At 67.1% G+C, this 16,625-nt stretch carries 14 protein-coding genes; 1 reads left to right on the plus strand and 13 read right to left on the minus strand.

Going from position 1 to position 16,625, the window contains the following annotated elements; translation table 11 throughout:
- Positions 1-16: 16 nt before the first annotated feature.
- The 11 genes from ACYVJ8_RS14525 to ACYVJ8_RS14575 form a co-directional block, all read right to left on the minus strand.
- On the minus strand, positions 17-598 hold the full coding sequence (locus tag ACYVJ8_RS14525) for a hypothetical protein (protein ID WP_460713609.1): 582 nt from the start codon (positions 596-598) through the stop codon (positions 17-19).
- Between the two features lie 12 nt (positions 599-610).
- The gene (locus ACYVJ8_RS14530) at positions 611-1,048 is read right to left on the minus strand and encodes a hypothetical protein (RefSeq protein WP_460713611.1); all 438 of its coding nucleotides are present in this window, start codon (positions 1,046-1,048) and stop codon (positions 611-613) included.
- Positions 1,041-1,982 carry a hypothetical protein gene (locus ACYVJ8_RS14535; protein ID WP_460713613.1) on the minus strand — a complete coding sequence of 314 codons (942 nt, stop codon included), beginning with the start codon at positions 1,980-1,982 and terminating at the stop codon, positions 1,041-1,043. Before ACYVJ8_RS14535 ends, ACYVJ8_RS14530 begins: the two co-directional genes overlap by 8 nt.
- A 187-nt stretch (positions 1,983-2,169) precedes the next feature.
- On the minus strand, positions 2,170-2,949 hold the full coding sequence (locus ACYVJ8_RS14540; RefSeq protein ID WP_460713615.1) for an AfsR/SARP family transcriptional regulator: 780 nt from the start codon (positions 2,947-2,949) through the stop codon (positions 2,170-2,172).
- 364 nt (positions 2,950-3,313) lie between these two features.
- The gene (gene prpF, locus ACYVJ8_RS14545; RefSeq protein WP_460713617.1) at positions 3,314-4,501 is read right to left on the minus strand and encodes a 2-methylaconitate cis-trans isomerase PrpF; all 1,188 of its coding nucleotides are present in this window, start codon (positions 4,499-4,501) and stop codon (positions 3,314-3,316) included.
- Between the two features lie 14 nt (positions 4,502-4,515).
- On the minus strand, positions 4,516-4,965 hold the full coding sequence (locus ACYVJ8_RS14550; protein ID WP_460713619.1) for an SRPBCC family protein: 450 nt from the start codon (positions 4,963-4,965) through the stop codon (positions 4,516-4,518).
- Positions 4,966-5,002: 37 nt separating this feature from the next.
- Positions 5,003-7,615 carry a Fe/S-dependent 2-methylisocitrate dehydratase AcnD gene (acnD, locus tag ACYVJ8_RS14555; RefSeq protein ID WP_460713621.1) on the minus strand — a complete coding sequence of 871 codons (2,613 nt, stop codon included), beginning with the start codon at positions 7,613-7,615 and terminating at the stop codon, positions 5,003-5,005.
- 72 nt (positions 7,616-7,687) lie between these two features.
- Positions 7,688-8,350, minus strand: coding sequence for an ATP-binding cassette domain-containing protein (locus tag ACYVJ8_RS14560; protein ID WP_460713623.1), 663 nt, complete (start codon positions 8,348-8,350; stop codon positions 7,688-7,690).
- Positions 8,337-9,062, minus strand: coding sequence for a molybdate ABC transporter permease subunit (gene modB / locus ACYVJ8_RS14565; RefSeq protein ID WP_460713625.1), 726 nt, complete (start codon positions 9,060-9,062; stop codon positions 8,337-8,339). The genes ACYVJ8_RS14560 and modB overlap by 14 nt, the downstream gene beginning before the upstream one ends.
- A 1-nt stretch (position 9,063) precedes the next feature.
- Positions 9,064-9,831, minus strand: coding sequence for a molybdate ABC transporter substrate-binding protein (gene modA, locus ACYVJ8_RS14570; RefSeq protein WP_460713627.1), 768 nt, complete (start codon positions 9,829-9,831; stop codon positions 9,064-9,066).
- 121 nt (positions 9,832-9,952) lie between these two features.
- Complete coding sequence (locus ACYVJ8_RS14575) at positions 9,953-10,339, minus strand: HvfA family oxazolone/thioamide-modified RiPP metallophore (protein WP_460713629.1); 387 nt, start codon at positions 10,337-10,339, stop codon at positions 9,953-9,955.
- A 394-nt stretch (positions 10,340-10,733) separates the two neighbouring features.
- Between ACYVJ8_RS14575 and ACYVJ8_RS14580 the strand changes: the two genes are divergently transcribed.
- Complete coding sequence (locus tag ACYVJ8_RS14580; RefSeq protein WP_460713631.1) at positions 10,734-11,453, plus strand: hypothetical protein; 720 nt, start codon at positions 10,734-10,736, stop codon at positions 11,451-11,453.
- 10 nt (positions 11,454-11,463) lie between these two features.
- Here ACYVJ8_RS14580 and ACYVJ8_RS14585 read toward each other — a convergent pair whose 3' ends face one another.
- Positions 11,464-11,850 (minus strand): SnoaL-like domain-containing protein, encoded by a 387-nt coding sequence (locus tag ACYVJ8_RS14585; RefSeq protein WP_460713633.1) that lies wholly within the window; start codon positions 11,848-11,850, stop codon positions 11,464-11,466.
- A gap of 89 nt (positions 11,851-11,939) precedes the next feature.
- Complete coding sequence (locus ACYVJ8_RS14590) at positions 11,940-16,439, minus strand: DEAD/DEAH box helicase (protein WP_460713635.1); 4,500 nt, start codon at positions 16,437-16,439, stop codon at positions 11,940-11,942.
- Positions 16,440-16,625: the final 186 nt, after the last annotated feature.

The following is a 16,625-nucleotide window of genomic DNA, read 5'->3' on the forward strand; positions in this document are numbered from 1 at the left end:
ACGCCTCCTGGTAGGCCTACTTCTTACCCTGCATTGCCATCATCATCGCGATCAGCATGATTCCGGAGCTGTCGCCACCGAACATGCCGCCGCTTTGGCCGGACTGCGTGCCGCTGCCACCGAAGCTGCCGCTGAACAAGAACATCGGCATCATCCTGCTGAACATGTCGCCGGTATCGATCACGACGCGGTCGCCGCGTTGCAGCGTGCCGCCGGCGGTCGACTGCAACTCGCGCGAGGTCTGCGTGGTCAGCAGCGGCATCAGCATCGACATGTTGCGCAGGTCGTTTAGGCCGCCCTGCAGGCGTCCGACGTCGGCCTTCAATTTCGCGTGGTCGGCGGCGACGCCGTTGAAGCGGCCTTCGACCGTCTTGATCGCGTTGGAATTGACGGCGATGCGTTCGTCGAGCCGATTGGCGGTAGCGGTGAGTTCGGCTTTGGTCGCATAGCCCTGCGCGGGCGTTTGCGGCGTTGCGTTGCCGCGCCGCGCGGTGCGCACGTTGGAGCGGCGCGCTTCCTGCCACTCGGCGCTTTCGGCCTCGGGCGCGAATTCGGTGCTGTCGAGCAGCTCGCCCAGTTCGTACGGATAGACAGCCATGACGGTTCTCCTTTATTGCGGGTCGGAAGGCGTCGGGATCCGCGACGCAGCGGTGTCGAAATGGCGGGGTTTGCCCAGGCCGCGGCAAGCGCGGCAATTCGGGTCTTCGCCCCAGCACAGGCCGCAGGCGCCGGCGGCGGCGGCGAGGTCGGACAGGCGCGCCTGCGCGGCCTCGAGATCGGTGGCGAGGCGACGCGCGACTTCGGCGAGACGGTTGGCGCGAGCGCGCGTACGATCGAGCGTGGCGCGCAGCGTATCGAGTTCGTCGTCGCGCGGATCGACGCCCGGATCGCCATCGTCTTCCGGCGGTTTGCGTTGCGCCGCGATCAACTGCGTCATCCATGCGAGCTCCGGATGTTGGCGCATGAATTCGCCCAGGACGTCATCGAACTGCGGCATGGTCGGCAACTCGGCTTGCATTGGTAGGGATGCCTCGTCGTTCTCAAGCATGGAAGCCCTCCTGGGACCATTCGTTCGCCATCAGCCAGGCGTCGAAGGCCGCGTCCTGGTCGGTGTATTCGCCCTCGGATTCCCATGTGTCGCTGGTCATGTCGCGCCATGGCGAGGGGGTGTTCGCGTACAGCTCGAGCAGTGCGAACGCGCGTTGTTCGGCGTCGGCCACGTCGATGGCGAGTTCGCCTTCGGAGCCGTAATAGAAATCGGGGTAGCGAGCGGTTTCCTGTTCGGCTTCGTGCGAGGCGTGGCCGGCGAGCATGCCGATCGCGCTCAGGATCGACTGCACCGGCACGGTTTGTTGCCCGACCGGCACCTGTCCGCGACCGAACCGGCCCATCGCCGCCGAAGCCAGCGCTTGCAGCGTTTCCGGCCGAGACAGCAGGCCAAGCAGCGCATTCGCGCTGGCGCCCTGCGGCATCGGTGGCCCGCCCGCGGGCGATGCGCCAGGTGCGGCGCGCGCGGCGGGCGCGCGCCCCGCGCCACCGAGCAAACCGCCTGCGATGTTGCCGAGCGCGCCGCCGCCACCGGTCAGCCCACCGGCAAGCTGGGTGACGCCGCCGATCGCGCCGCCGATGTTGCGCAGCGTCGGATCGCGTTGCTGCGACAGGATGCTGCCCGCGCCGCCCGCGACCGCGCCGGCGAGCATGCCCCACGGTCCCAACGCGGATCCCGCGGTGGCGCCCTGCACCACGCCGGGCAACGCGCGCTGCAGTTGCGGCGCGGCTTGCTGCGCGAAACGGCCGGCGCCTTGCGCGACGTTCTGGAAACCGTGGCCGATGTCGTTCCAGAACGACTCGGCCATGTCGGCGGTCACGCCGGGGCCGTAGACCTCGGCGACGATCGCATCCATCGACGCATCGGGCATTTCGATGAATTCGGGCGCGAGGCTTTCGCGCAGGCGTGGGTAGTAGGTTTGGACATGGCACATGTCACGGCGTCCTGTGCAGCGCATGGTGCGTTGCGCGGACGATGGCGCATGCGTGTCACCGCAGGCTCACCTGCGCATCTCCGGGCCATCACGCTTGCGACACGGTGCCGACACGCGTGCGTCACCCGTGCATCGCCAACGCGTCACTGCACAATCACCAGGGGATCACCGGGGGATCACCGGGGGATCACCGCAACGTGGGGCGCAGGGTTTCGGGCTTCGGGGTGTGGCCGAGCAGGCACCGATACAGTGCCTGTGTCTCCGGCATCGGTTCGATGCCGAGCTCCCGCCCGATGATGCGTTCGCACTGCCGGTACTGCGCGATCGCGCCCGCGCGGTCGCCGGTGCTCGCTGCAGCGGTCATCAGGAAGCGGTGCACGTCTTCGCGCAGGGGTTCGGTGCGGCACAGCGCGCGGCCCCACGTCGTGGCGGCGCGCCACTGCGAGGCCGCGCCGTGCGCCAGCATCAGTTGCGCGAGCGCGTCGCAATAGAGATCGTGCAGGCGCTGCCGCTCGAACGCGGCCCAATCACTGTCGATACCCGTGAGGTAATCGCCGCGATACAGGCGCACGGCGTGGCGCAGGCGACGCAGGTCCGCGGGGCCGAGAAGTTCCGGTGGCAACATGCGGCGCGGTTCGATGCGAGCCTCGAACACCTGGGCATCGACCCACACCTGCGTCGCCCGCCCGATGCCGATGGTGTCGCGATCGACGACATCCACGTGCACGCCCGCCGCCGCGAAGCCTTTGCGCAAGCGCCACAGCGCGGTGGCGAGGCAGTGCCGCGCGCGTTGTCCATCGCGCGTACTCCACAAGGCTTCGGCGAGCTCCCCCCGCGAGACGTGGCGCCGCTGGTGAACGAGCATGTAGCCGAGCACCGGGCGGCAGGAAGCGGGGATCGCGATCTCCCGGCCACCGTCGCCGGCCACCGACAGACCACCGAACGTGCGGACGCGAAGCGAAGGCATTGCGGCGCGCTCAGGGTAACGGCGCGCGACTAGGCGGGGTCCATCCATGCACACCGGCCATCGCGGTTCTCCTGTCAGGAGGTAGCGGCTGCTATCGCCGAAGTATTTTCGCCAACGCGGCAAGCTCCCCGCCGCGGACAGACGTTAGTGCAAACCGGGTGGTGAACAGCGGTGTCAGACGCGAATCCGGGACCGGCATCGCGGACGCCGCCAGCAACCAGCTGCTCGCAGGTGACCGATGGACACGTGTTGTCGATACTTTAGGTGCTGCTGGCACCTATGGTGCCTCCAGTTGGACTTGGAGTGCCTTTTACGCCATGGTTCGCAACGAACTGCATTGCGGCGACGAAGGCGGCGCCTTCGCTCAGAACGAATCGCCAGGCACCCGCACCGCGCCTTCCATCAGCACGCGCGCGCTGCGGCTCATGATCGCTTTGGTGACGGTCCACTGGCCGTCGACGAGCTTGGCCTGTGCGCCGACGCGCAGGGTGCCGGAGGGGTGGCCGAAACGCACGGCCTCACGCTCGCCGCCGCCCGCGGCAAGGTTCACCAACGTTCCAGGAATCGAAGCGGCGGTGGCGATCGCCACCGCTGCGGTACCCATCATCGCGTGATGCAGCTTGCCCATCGACAGTGCGCGCACGTGCAGATCGATGTCGCCGGCGGCGATGCGCTTTCCGCTGGAGGCGGTGTAGTCCTGCGCTGGCGCGACAAAGGCGACCTTGGGTGTGTGCTGGCGCGTCGCCGCTTGTTCGACATCGGCGATCAGACCCATGCGCACCGCGCCGTGCGCGCGGATGGTTTCGAAGCGGGCCAGCGCGGCCTTGTCGTCGTTGATCGCGCTCTGCAACTCGGTACCGGTGTAGCCCAGGTCGGCGGCGTTGAGGAAGATAGTCGGAATGCCGGCATTGATCAGCGTCGCCTTGAAGGTGCCGACGCCGGGCACTTCGAGGTCATCGACGAGGTTGCCGGTGGGAAACATCGCACCACCGCCTTCGCCTTCGTCCGACGGGTCGAGGAATTCGAGAGCGATTTCCGCCGCCGGGAAGGTGACGCCGTCGAGCTCGAAGTCGCCGGTTTCCTGCACCTGGCCGTCGGTGATGGGGACGTGCGCGACGATGGTCTTGCCGATGTTCGCCTGCCAGATGCGCACGATGGCGATGCCGTTGTGCGGCACCTTCGCCGGATCGATCAGGCCGTTGGCGATCGCGAACGGCCCGACCGCGGAGGACAGGTTGCCGCAGTTGCCGCTCCAGTCGACGAACGCGGTGTCGATCGAGATCTGGCCGTAGAGATAGTCGACGTCGTGATCGGGAACCGGTGACTTGGAGATGATCACGCACTTGCTGGTGCTGGACGTCGCGCCGCCCATGCCGTCGGTGTGCTTGGCGTAGGGATCGGGTGAGCCGATCACACGCATCAGCAGCGCATCGCGCACCTTGCCTGGCACCTGCGCCGCGGCGGGCAGGTCTTCAAGGCGGAAGAAGACGCCCTTGCTGGTGCCCCCGCGCATGTAGGTGGCGGGGATGCGGATCTGGGGTGCGTGGGTCATGAGAAATGACGAAATCAGAGGTTGTCGGGAATGTTGGGTTCGACCAGCTGCGCGAGCAGCGTCAGCGATTCCTGCCAGCCCAGGTAGCAGAACTCGACCGGAATCGCGTCGGGAATGCCCTGCTGGACGACGTGCAGCTCGGTGCCAGTCATCACTGGCTTTAGCGACACCGTCACTTCCATTTGGCCCGGCAAGTTCGGGTCGTCGAAGCGGTCGTTGTAGCGCAGCTTCTCGTTCGGCACGAGTTCGAGGTAGGTGCCGCCGAAGGAATGGCTGCTGCCGGTGCCGAAGTTGGTGAACGACATGCGGTAGCTGCCGCCGACGCGCGCATCCATCGAATGCACCTTGCCGGTGAAGCCGTGCGGCGGCAGCCACTTCGCCATCGCGTCCGGATCGAGGAAGGCGCGATAGATGCGGTCGGCAGGCGCTTTGATGACGCGGTGCAGAGTGACGGTTCCGGGCATGTCGTTGCTCCTTGCGGTTAGAGATAGGACGATCGAATCACGCCGCCTGCGCCGACTCCAGGAAATCATTGGCGAAGCGCTGCAGCACGCCACCGGCGTCGTAGATCGACACTTCCTCGGCGGTATCCAGGCGGCACAGCACCTGCACTTCAACGCGCTCGCCGTTGCGGCGATGGATCACCAGCGTCAGCGTCGCGCGCGGCCGGCGTTCGCCGAGCACGTCGAAGGTTTCGGTGCCGTCGATGCCGAGCGTGTTGCGATCGGTGCCGGGCAGGAATTCCAGCGGCAGCACGCCCATGCCGATAAGATTCGTGCGGTGGATACGCTCGAAGCCTTCGGCCACGATCGCTTCCACGCCTGCCAGGCGCACGCCCTTCGCCGCCCAGTCGCGCGAGGAGCCCTGGCCGTAATCGGCGCCGGCGATGATGATCAGCGGTTGGCTGCGTTCCATGTAGGTTTCGATCGCCTCCCACATGCGCGTGACCTGACCCTCCGGTTCTACGCGCGCCAGCGAACCCTGCTTCACGCCGCCGTCGGCATTTCGCACCATCTCATTGAGCAGCTTGGGATTGGCGAAGGTCGCACGCTGCGCGGTGAGGTGATCGCCGCGGTGCGTGGCGTAGGAATTGAAGTCCTCTTCCGGCAGGCCCATCTTCGCCAGGTATTCGCCGGCGGCGCTGTCGAGCAGGATCGCGTTCGACGGCGAGAGGTGATCAGTGGTGATGTTGTCGCCGAGCACCGCGAGCGGACGCATGCCCGCGAGTGAGCGTTCGCCGGCGAGCGCGCCTTCCCAGTACGGCGGACGGCGGATGTAGGTGGACATCGGCCGCCAGTCGTACAGCGGGCTGATCTTCTGGCCGTGCTCGACGCTGAACTTGAACATCGGGTCGTACACGCGGCGGAAGTGCTCCGGCTTCACCGACTGCGCGACGATGGCATCGATCTCCTCGTCGCTGGGCCAGATGTCCTTGAGCGTGATTGCGTTGCCGTTCGCATCGAAGCCGAGTGCGTCCTTCTCGATATCGAAGCGCACGGTGCCGGCGATGGCGTAGGCCACCACCAGCGGCGGCGAAGCGAGGAAGGCCTGCTTCGCATACGGATGGATGCGGCCATCGAAGTTGCGATTGCCCGACAGCACGGCGGTGGCGTACAGGTCGCGCTCGATCACTTCCTTCTGGATCTGCGGATCCAGCGCGCCGCTCATGCCGTTGCAGGTGGTGCAGGCGAAGGCGACGATGCCGAAGCCGAGCTGTTCCAGTTCCGGCAGCAGCTTGGCTTCCTCCAGATACAACTGCACAGCCTTGGAGCCGGGCGCGAGCGAGGTCTTCACCCACGGCTTGCGGGTCAGGCCGCGCGCATTCGCATTGCGCGCGATCAGGCCGGCGGCGATCACGTTGCGCGGGTTGCTGGTGTTGGTGCAGCTGGTGATCGCGGCGATGATGACCGCGCCGTCGGGCATCAGGCCCGCGGCTTCCTGCGTGCGCGCGGCGTCGAGATTGCCGGCGATGCCGCGCTCCGCCAACGCCGAGGTCGGCAGCCGCTTGTGCGGATTGGACGGGCCGGCCATGTTGCGCACGACCGTCGACAGATCGAAGGTCAGCGTGCGCTCGTACTGCGCGTGCTTGAGCGCATCGGCCCACAGGCCGGTGTGCTTCGCATACAGCTCCACCAGTCGGACCTGTTCGTCGTCGCGGCCGGTGAGGCGCAGGTAGTCGATGGTCTTGTCGTCGATGAAGAACATCGCCGCGGTGGCGCCGTATTCGGGCGCCATGTTGGAAATCGTCGCGCGATCGCCCAGCGTCAATGCAGCCGCGCCTTCGCCGCGGAATTCCAGGTACGCGCCGACGACCTTGGCCTGGCGCAGGAATTCGGTCAGGGCGAGGACGACGTCGGTGGCGGTGATGCCCGGTTGCGGCTTGCCGGTCAGCTCGACGCCGATGATGTCGGGCAGGCGCATCCACGAGGCGCGGCCGAGCATCACGCTCTCGGCTTCCAGGCCGCCGACGCCGATCGCGATCACGCCCAGCGCATCCACGTGCGGCGTGTGGCTGTCGGTGCCGACGCAGGTGTCGGGATAAGCGACGCCATGATCGTTATGGATCACCGGCGACATCTTCTCCAGATTGATCTGGTGCATGATCCCGTTGCCCGGCGGGATCACGTCGACGTTCTTGAACGCCTTCTTCGTCCACTCGATGAAGTGGAAGCGGTCCTCGTTGCGGCGGTCCTCGATCGCGCGGTTCTTGGCGAACGCGTCCTTGTCGAAGCCGGGCGCTTCCACCGCGAGCGAGTGATCGACGATCAGCTGCGTCGGCACCACCGGATTGATCTGCGCCGGGTCGCCGCCGCGTTCGGCGATGGCGTCGCGCAGGCCGGCCAGGTCGACCAGGGCGGTCTGGCCCAGGATGTCGTGACACACCACGCGCGCGGGGAACCAGGGGAAGTCGAGATCGCGGCGGCGTTCGATCAGCTGCGTCAGGTAGGCATCAAGCATCGCCGGTTCGGCGCGTCGCACCAGATTCTCCGCATGCACGCGCGAGGTATAGGGCAGCGTGTCCCAGGCGCCGGGAGACAGGGCTTCGATCGCGGCGCGCGCGTCGAAATAATCGAGCTGGGTGCCGGGGAGCGGCTTGCGGTACTGGCTGTTCATGATGGGCCTGAGGCGTAGCGGGCAGCGCGGCAGGGGCGCTGCGGGCTGGGGAAAGGCTCAATTATCCCGCAATCAGGCGAAGGGATCAGCCCGATGTGCTGGTCCCAACCACCCGCTATCCATCGTCAGCACGCGATCGGCAAGGAATTCGACCTCGGCGCGCGCATGGGTGACATACAGCATCGGGATGCGGGTTTCGTCCTTCACGCGCTTGAGGAAGGGCAGGATCTGCTGCTTCAGGCGCTCGTCCAGCGACGACAGCGGCTCATCGAGCAGTAGCAGGCGCGGGGAAAAGAGCAGGGCGCGGCCCAGCGCCACGCGTTGGCGTTCGCCGCCGGACAGCAGCGCCGGACGCCGCGCCAGCAGATGCCCGATTTCCAGCAGTTGCAGCACCGTGTCGAGGTCGAACAGGCGCCGCGCGGGCGCCAGGCGCTCGTATCCGTACAGCAGGTTCTCGCGCACGCTCAGGTGCGGGAACAACTGGCCGTCCTGGAACACCAGGCCGAAGTGCCGCTGCCACGCCGGCACGAAGACGCGCTGCGCACGGTCTACCAGGACTTCATCGCCGATCCGCAACGTGCCCGATTGCGGCTTCAACAGGCCCGCGAGCAACAACAGCAACGTGCTCTTGCCCGAACCGGACGGCCCGCAGATGCCGGTCACGCCGCCTTCGAGGCGCGCCTGCGCTTGCAGGCGAAAGCTGCCGCGCGCATAGGCCAGATCAAAGTTCAGCATGCGCGCCCCGGTGGTCGCTGAAGCCCAGGCGGCGTTCGGCGCGTGCGCTGATCCAGTGGCTCACCAGCAAGGCCGCGATCGCCAGCGCGATCGACAACAGCGCCAGACGCAGCGCGCCGGCTTCGCCGTTGGGAACGTGGGTCAGCGAATAGATCGCCAGCGGCAAGGTGCGCGTTTCGCCGGGAATGTTGCCGACGAAGGCCATGGTCGCGCCGAATTCGCCCAGGCTGCGCGAGAAGCACAGCACGCAGCCGGCAATCAGTCCGGGCGCCGCCAGCGGCAGCGAGATCGTCGCGAACACGCGCCACGGCCGCGCGCCGAGCGTCGCCGCCGCGTATTCGAGCCGCGCATCGATGAGGCGGAAAGCCAGCCGGATCGGCTGCACCATCAACGGGAATGCCATCACCGCGGAAGCCAGCACCGCGCCCTTCCAGTTGAAGGCGACGACGATGCCGAACGTGCTTTCGAGCCAGTGCCCGAGCGGCCCCTGCGTGCCCAGCAGCAAGAGCAGCAAATAGCCCGGCACCACCGGCGGCAACACCATCGGCAACTGCACCAGCGCGTCGACGAGGAAACGGCCGGGAAAGCGGCGGCGTTCGAGCCACCAGGCCAGGGCGATGGCGGGCGGCAGGCAGACGACGGCGGCGCACAGCGCAACCCTGGCGGAGAGCCAGAGCGCCTGCGTTTCCTCCGCCGACAGCCAGGCCGTCATATCAAGGCTTCAGCACCGTGAAGCCGTGGCGACTGAAGATCGCCGCGGCCTGCGAGGTGCGCAGAAAGCGCAGGAAGGCGAGCGTCTCGGGTCGTGCATTCTTCACTGCGGCGAAGGGGTAAACGATCGGTGCATGCGTCTGCGCTGGAAACGCCGCCACGGTGACGACCGCGCCGCTCATGCGCGCGTCGGTCGCATAGACAATGCCGGCGCCGCATTCGCCGCGTTCGACGAAGGCCAGGGCCGTGCGCACGTCGTCCGTGCCGACGATGCGGCCCTGCAACGGCTGCCACCAACCCAGTTTTTCCAGCGCTTCCTTCGCATAGATGCCGACCGGCACGACACCGGGTTCGCCGGTGCACAACCGGCCCCGGAACGCATTGGCGATGGCGAAGCCCGGCTGCATGCGCGCCTGGAATGGCTTGTCCTTCGGCGCGATCAGCACCAGCGTGTTGCCGAGCAGGTTGGTGCGCGAAGCGGTGTCGATGCGGCCGCGCTGATCCAGGTAGTCCATCCACTTCAAGTCGGCCGATGCGAACACATCGGCCGGCGCGCCCGCTTCGACCTGCTTGGCGAGCGTCGACGACGCGCCGAAGGCGAGGCTGGGTTGCGGATGGCCGGCGCGGCGCCAGTGCGCGGCGACCTCGTTGAGCGCATCGGTCAGGCTGGCGGCGGCGAAGACGCGGACAGGCGCTTCAGCGGATCCGGCAGCGTGCAGCGGGCCGCAGAGCAGCAGCGCGCTCAGAAGCAGAAAACGGAGGATGCGCATGGGGGAAGCGCCATCGGGAGGTCCGGGGATTCTGCCGCAGTGCAGGGCCCGGGGCTATGACAAGCCCGCGCCGCGCGAAACGAGGCCCCGCTGCCGGGGGGCATTGGGGCCTCGCAGAGCCTTACTTGCTCGGGTGCTTCGCGAAGAGACCTGCAGGCACCTTGCGGCCGTTGGACTCATAGATGCCCTTGATCGACTTGTACGACTCGAGCTCCGAGATGTAACCGTCGTGGTTCGTATCCTTCGTGTCGAACAGGGCGTTCTGGCCCGGCGCGACGACGAGGAACTCGGCGAGCGAAACGCGCGCGTCGTTGTCGGTGTCGATGGCATTGAACTTCGCGTCGCCACACTTGCCTTCGCCGCACTTGCCTTCCGGCGCGACCTTGGCAGTGGCCACCGCGTAGCCCTGGGCTAGCGGCTGCATGGCGAACGAGGAACCGGCGAAGACCAGGCCGGTGAGGGCGACGCCGAGCGCGGCGACGGTGGAGTTGCGGGTATTGCGTGACATGGATGTAGCTCCGGTGGGGAAGGGTCGGGAAGGCGCGACATGCGCATTTCCTCGAGGCGGCATTCCGCCGGTGTGGGGTATCGCGCTTGTGTCTAGCCGTGGCGTTTTTGTCTGCAAGTGTGGCGGCAGAGGCGCCGGATACAGACCGATACAAAGACTCGATTTTGGCAGCGACCCATTCTTCCACCGCGTGGAAGACTGTGCTTCGCCATGCGGTCTTTTTGCACTCCATCGACGCGAGTAGCTTCGAATCGCAGGCCGCTCGCCGAACGAGCGTACTTGCCGCCACTCCCCGAGGAAGCCTCATGAACATCGACAACACGCACATCGACAGCACGCACATCGACAACAGGCAGCTGCGCGTCCCTGCAATCCGGATCATCGGGGGCGCGCAATGAATGCCCTCCTGGCCAATGCCATCGATGCCCATGGCGGGCTGACTCGCTGGAAGCGGCATGACGCCCTTTCCGCCACGATCGTTACTGGCGGCGGATTCTGGCCCCTTAAGGGACTGCTCCAGGATCCGACGCCCCGGACGGTCCGGGTATCCCTCCATGAGGAGCGTGCTTCGGTCGCCCCCTTTGGAAGGCCGGAGTGGCGAACCGCCTTCACGGCCGATCGCATTGCCATCGAAACCGTCGACGGCGAGCTGGTCCGGGAACGCCTGGACCCGAGAGGCGCATTCGAAGGGCACAGCATGACCACGCCATGGGATCCGCTTCACCGCGCCTACTTCAGTGGATACGCGATGTGGACCTATCTGTCCGCGCCCTTCTCTCTGGCCATGCCGGGTTTCGAGGCCGAAGAGATCGACCCTTGGAAAGAGGGCGACGAAACATGGCGCGGCCTGCGCATGAGCTTTCCAGACCACATCGCCAGCCACAGTAAGCAGCAGGACTTCTACTTCGGTCCCGACTTCCTGCTGCGCAGGCATGACTACCAGGTCGACGTCGCCGGTGGCTTCGGCGCGACGCAATACGTCCACGATATCGTCGACGTGGATGGACTGAAATTTCCGAGCCGGCGCCGAGTCTATCTACGCGGTCCCGATCTGCATCCGGTGCGCGATCTGCTGATGGTCTCGATCGATCTGAGTCGCTTCCGCCTGGAGTGACTCGACGGGCTTACGTTTCCATGCCGTAGAAGAACTGCTCGTGTACGATCTTGCCGTCGCGGACGCGATACACACAGATTTCGGAGATCTGTGAGCGGCCCATACCCTTGAAGGTCGCATCCAGGGTCATCGCGACGCTGAACCAGTCGCCCGCGATCACCGGATCGCTGCAGCCGGCGCTGTGGACCGCCTCGACGCCCTCTGCGAACTTGCGGCTCTTCTCGAAGATGGCCGGCAGGCCCTTGGCATTGCCGAGCGACCCCGGCGGTGCCCACGGCGGTTCGACGCTGATGGCGTCTTGTGCATACAGTTCGCGCTGCGCCTGTTCGTACTGTCCGGTGCGGCACAACTCGACCAAGCGGTGGGCTACGGATTCGATGTCCATTGCAATGTCCATGGCGGGTCAATCGAAAAAGGCTGCATGAGGCGTTGCTATCGGGATGGCAGGATTCGCTCATCTGTCCATCACGTCGGATTAACGCGGAATCAAACCTCCGGCCGCTGTGGGCCGGCCGCGATTGCATCCACTCGCTCGTCGATCCAGGCGCGGATATCCGCCGACAGATCCAGGCCGGCCGAATACATATCCGGTTCGCGCATCAATACTTTGTGCGCGCCGCGTTGCTCGGCGGCAGGCAGCTCGGTGAGCCAGGCGACTTCGCCGGCAACCAAGGTCGCCACCGGCAGGCCGTCGCGCCAAAGCACACGTGCGCCGAGCTGGCGCGGCACCTTGGCGCCCGCAACGACCGTGCCGACGAGATTGAGCGGATCGAGCGCGGACAGAGCGAGCCATTCGCCATCGAGCGCGCGTTTGCGCACCTGGCGCAGCGCAGCGATCGCTTCGGGGAGACAGAACTGCTCGCCGGACAGGCCGGCGATGAAGCGGCCGCCGCGGATTTCGCCACGCGCTTCGAGACGATGGTAGACGCGCAGCAGCTCGCGCCAGGGCGGTAGCCAGGGCGCCTCGCGTTCGAGTACGCGCCAGCTCACTACGCCGTAGCGGCGCAGCAGGGTGCGGGCGATGTGCTCGATGCCTTCGGGGTCGGACCTGCTCTCGGTCTTGCCGTTCTTGCTCCCCTCGTTTGCAGGGCGAACCGCGCGCCGCGTCAGCGTCCAGCGCCCGGCATCCTCGATGCCGAGCAGTGCGGTGCGGCGGCCCCGACGGCCGAACGCCGCGGGCCGCTTCGACTGCGGGACCAGCAGTGCGCGCAGGCCCGCGTAGCTGTCGCAAGTGACGCGGCCGCGCGCGACCAGTTCGGCCAGCGCGTCTTCCAGTTCCGTATGCAGCAGATGCGCGCCGGTGACGAGTTCGTCGAAGAAGGAAGCGCCGTGATCGCGCAGGTAGTCGGCCACGCGCTGCGCGCGCGAGGACAGCGCCGGACCCTCGTCCAGCGAACTGGCGGTGAGCGGCGTCCAAAAGGCGAGGTGGCGGCGGGGCACCAGCACCACCGGCGTCGCGCGCACGGGTGCCGTACGACCGTTGCCGTTGGCTTCGGACGTCGCACCGCGCAGGCGCGTCCAGGCGACGCGGCCGGCCGTGCACAAGTCGTCCAGCCAGGAGATCGAATAATCGCTGACGCGTGCCGGCAGCAGTTCGCCTTCCCAGGCCGCGGCCGGGGCCTCGAAGCCTTCCAGTTGCGCCAACACACCGGCCAAGGCTTCGGGCCCGCTGACCCGCGCCGACTTCGACACGCGCTGCCAATCGAACAGGAAACGCATGAAGTCGCGAGGCTCGACCGGCTCGATTTCGCGGCGCAACTTGCCGATGGTGTAGCGGTGGATGCGCGCGAGTAGGTGGCGTTCGCACCATTCCTCTTCGATCGCGTGCGGCGAGAAGCGGCCGCGCATCACATAGCCTTCGGTTTCCAGCTTGAGCAAGGCGAAGTCGATATCGGATTGCGCGACGGCGAGTGCGGCGGCCAGCGCGGCCGCAGGCGTCGGGCCCAAGCCGGTCAGGCGCGAGCGCAGCAACTCGACCAGGGCGTCTTCGCGTGCCCAGGTCTGTTCGGCGAATTCGGCGGGAGCTTCGATCGCGGGTTCGCGCGTGGCGCCGGGGTGTATCGCATCGGCTTGCGGCAATCGTTCGGCGGCGAACCAGAGCTTGTCTTCCTTGGAAGGACTCAAGCGTGTCGCACGATGCTCGTTCGCCAATTTGCGCAGCCACTCCGTCCAACCGTTGGCCTCCGCCTCGTCGTCGGTGACGCAACCCAGGCCCATCAGCGCATCGTGCATCTCGTCGGTGTTGCGCACCTGCGGCCAGGCTTGCTCGCGTACTTCCTCGATCGCACCTGGATCGAGGCGGCCCAGATCGTCCGCGCTGTCGGCATCGGCGTAGCGGCGCGCCATCACCGCCTGGGTGCGGCGTTCTTCCAGCGGTGCGTCGTCAAGGAAGGCGTACGGCCGTGCATTCAAGGCCTCGGCGGCGAACGGCGACGGCGCGGTGAGGTCGCGCGCCACCACTTTCACTTCGCCGCTTTCCATCCGCCGCAGCAAGTGCAGCCAGCCCTCGGTATCCATCGCCTCGTGCAGGCAGTCGTCGAGCGTCTGCGCGACCAGCGGATGGTCGGGGATCTCGCGCTCGCCGACGATATTTTCCAGGCAGGCGACCTGGTCGGGGAAGACGGTCGCCAGCAGGTCTTCCGATTTCATCCGCTGCAGTTGCGGCGCGACCTTCTTGCCGCCGACGAAGCGCGGCAGTGCGAGCGCTGTGGTCGCGTTCCAGCGCCAGCGCACGCCGAACAAGGGGGCATCGAGCAATGCCTGGATCAGGATGTGCTCGGCCGACGAGGAGTGCAGGTAGTTGGCGACTTCGATCAGCGGGAAGCTGTGGCTGGTCGACAGCGACAGCACGATCGCGTCTTCGGTCGCCGCGGCCTGCAGTTCGAAGTTGAACTTGCGGCAGAAGCGCTTGCGCAGGGCCAGGCCCCAAGCGCGGTTGAGGCGGCTGCCGTAGGGCGAATGGATGATGAGCTGGGTGCCGCCGGATTCGTCGAAGAAGCGCTCCAGCGCGATGGTGTCCTGGGTCGGCAGCGCGCCGTAGGCGGCGTACTGGCGGCCGAGGTAATCGGCGAGTTGCAGCGCGGCTTCCGGAGTGAGGCCGACTTCGTCCACCAGCCAGCGTGCGGCCTTCGCCGTCGCGCCCGGGCCGGTGACCACGTCGGCGACTTGCGCGGCTTCGTTGTCAGGATTGGCGAAGTTGAAGCGCGCGGCCATTTCCGCGCGCAGCCGCGACACGCCCTGCGACAGCTCGGCGGTGCGGCCCGGCGCTTCGCCCAGCCAGAACGGAATGCTCGGGGGCATGCCTTGCGCGTCTTCCACGCGCACGCGGCCCGGCTCGACGCGGAGGATGCGGTAGCTGGCGTTGCCGAGCTGGAAGATGTCGCCGGCGATACTCTCGATGGCGAAATCTTCGTTGATCGTGCCGATGTTCTGCGACTGCGGCTCGAGGATGACGTTGTAGTCGGCGGTATCGGGAATCGTGCCGCCGGACATCACCGCGGTCATGCGTCCGCCAGCGCGGCCGCGCAGGCGCTTGTGCACGGCATCGCGGTGCAGGTAGCCGGCGCGCGTGCCGCGGCGGGTGGTGAAGCCGTCCGACAGCATTCTCACCACCGCATCGAAGTCCTTGCGCTGCAGCTGTGCGTACGGCCAGGCGCGGCGGAACCAGTCGTACAGCGCGTCTTCTTCCCACTCTCGCGCGGCCACTTCGGCGACGATCTGCTGCGCCAATACATCCAGCGGCGCGGGCGGCATGATCAGCGCATCGAGTTCGCCGCGGCGCACGCAGTCGAGCAGCGCCGCGCACTCGGCCAGGTCATCGCGCGAGGACGGAAACAGCCGTCCCTTGGGCACGCCGCCGACATGGTGGCCGGAGCGACCCACGCGCTGCAGGAACGCGGCGATCGCGCGCGGCGAGCCGAGCTGGCAAACCAGATCGACGTCGCCGATGTCGATGCCCAGTTCCAGCGATGCGGTAGCGACCAGCACCTTCAGCTGGCCGCTCTTGAGGCGTTGCTCGGCGTCCAGGCGCAATTCCTTGGCGAGGCTGCCGTGATGCGCGGCGACGTGCTCCTTGCCCAGGCGCTCGCCGAGGTGGCGCGCGGCGCGCTCGGCCATGCGCCGGGTGTTGACGAAGACCAGCGTGGTCGAATGCTGCTCGACCAGTTCGGCGATGCGGCCGTAGACCTGCTCCCATTGGTCGTTCGACATCACCGCCTGCAGGGGCGTGGGCGGCACTTCGAGGGCGAGGTCGCGCTGCTTGGTGTAGCCGATGTCGACGATCTCGCAATCGGGCGTGCCGTCGGCATCAACGTAGCCACCGCCGACGAGGAAGCGGGCGACTTCATCGATGGGCTTCTGCGTGGCGGAGAGGCCGATGCGGGTCAGGCGGCGGCCGCAGAGCGCTTCCAGCCGTTCCAGCGACAGCGCGAGATGGCTGCCGCGCTTGCTCGCGGCGACGGCGTGGATTTCGTCGACGATGACGGTGCGCGTGGTCGCCAGCATCGTGCGGCCGGATTCGGAACCCAACAGCACGTACAGCGATTCGGGCGTGGTGACGAGGATGTGCGGCGGCTTCTTGCGCAACTGCGCGCGCTCGCCCTGCGGCGTGTCGCCGGTGCGCACGGCGGTGCGAATCTCTACGTCGGGCAGGCCTTGCCGCGCGAGTTCCTCGCGAATGCCTTCCAGCGGCGCTTCCAGGTTGAGGTGGATGTCGTTGGACAGCGCCTTCAGCGGCGAGACGTAGACGACGTGGGTTTCGTTCGACAGACCCTGGGCCAGGCCTTCGCGCACCAGGGCGTCGATGGCGGAAAGGAAGGCGGTGAGCGTCTTGCCCGAGCCCGTCGGCGCGGCCACGAGTGTGTTGCGACCGGACCGGATCGCCGGCCACGCAAGCGCCTGCGCCTCGGTGGGACCAGGGAAGGCGTGCTCGAACCACGCGGCGACCGCGGGGTGGAAGCCGGCCAGGGGGGAGGTGGGAGGCGACACGGCGTCATTATCCCGCCGCGGAGCCGGCGGGGCCTGAACAGTGCGAGCGAAATTAAGGCGTATCTGGCCTTGCATCGCGGCAGCTTGGGGCGGGGCGGTCTCAGCTGGTGAGACTGCCATTTGAACCTCCCTGACTTAAGTGCAGCCGGCTTCTGTGGGACGCGCTACCCGACGCGATGGGGGTGC

This window comes from Lysobacter terrae (assembly GCF_054782215.1).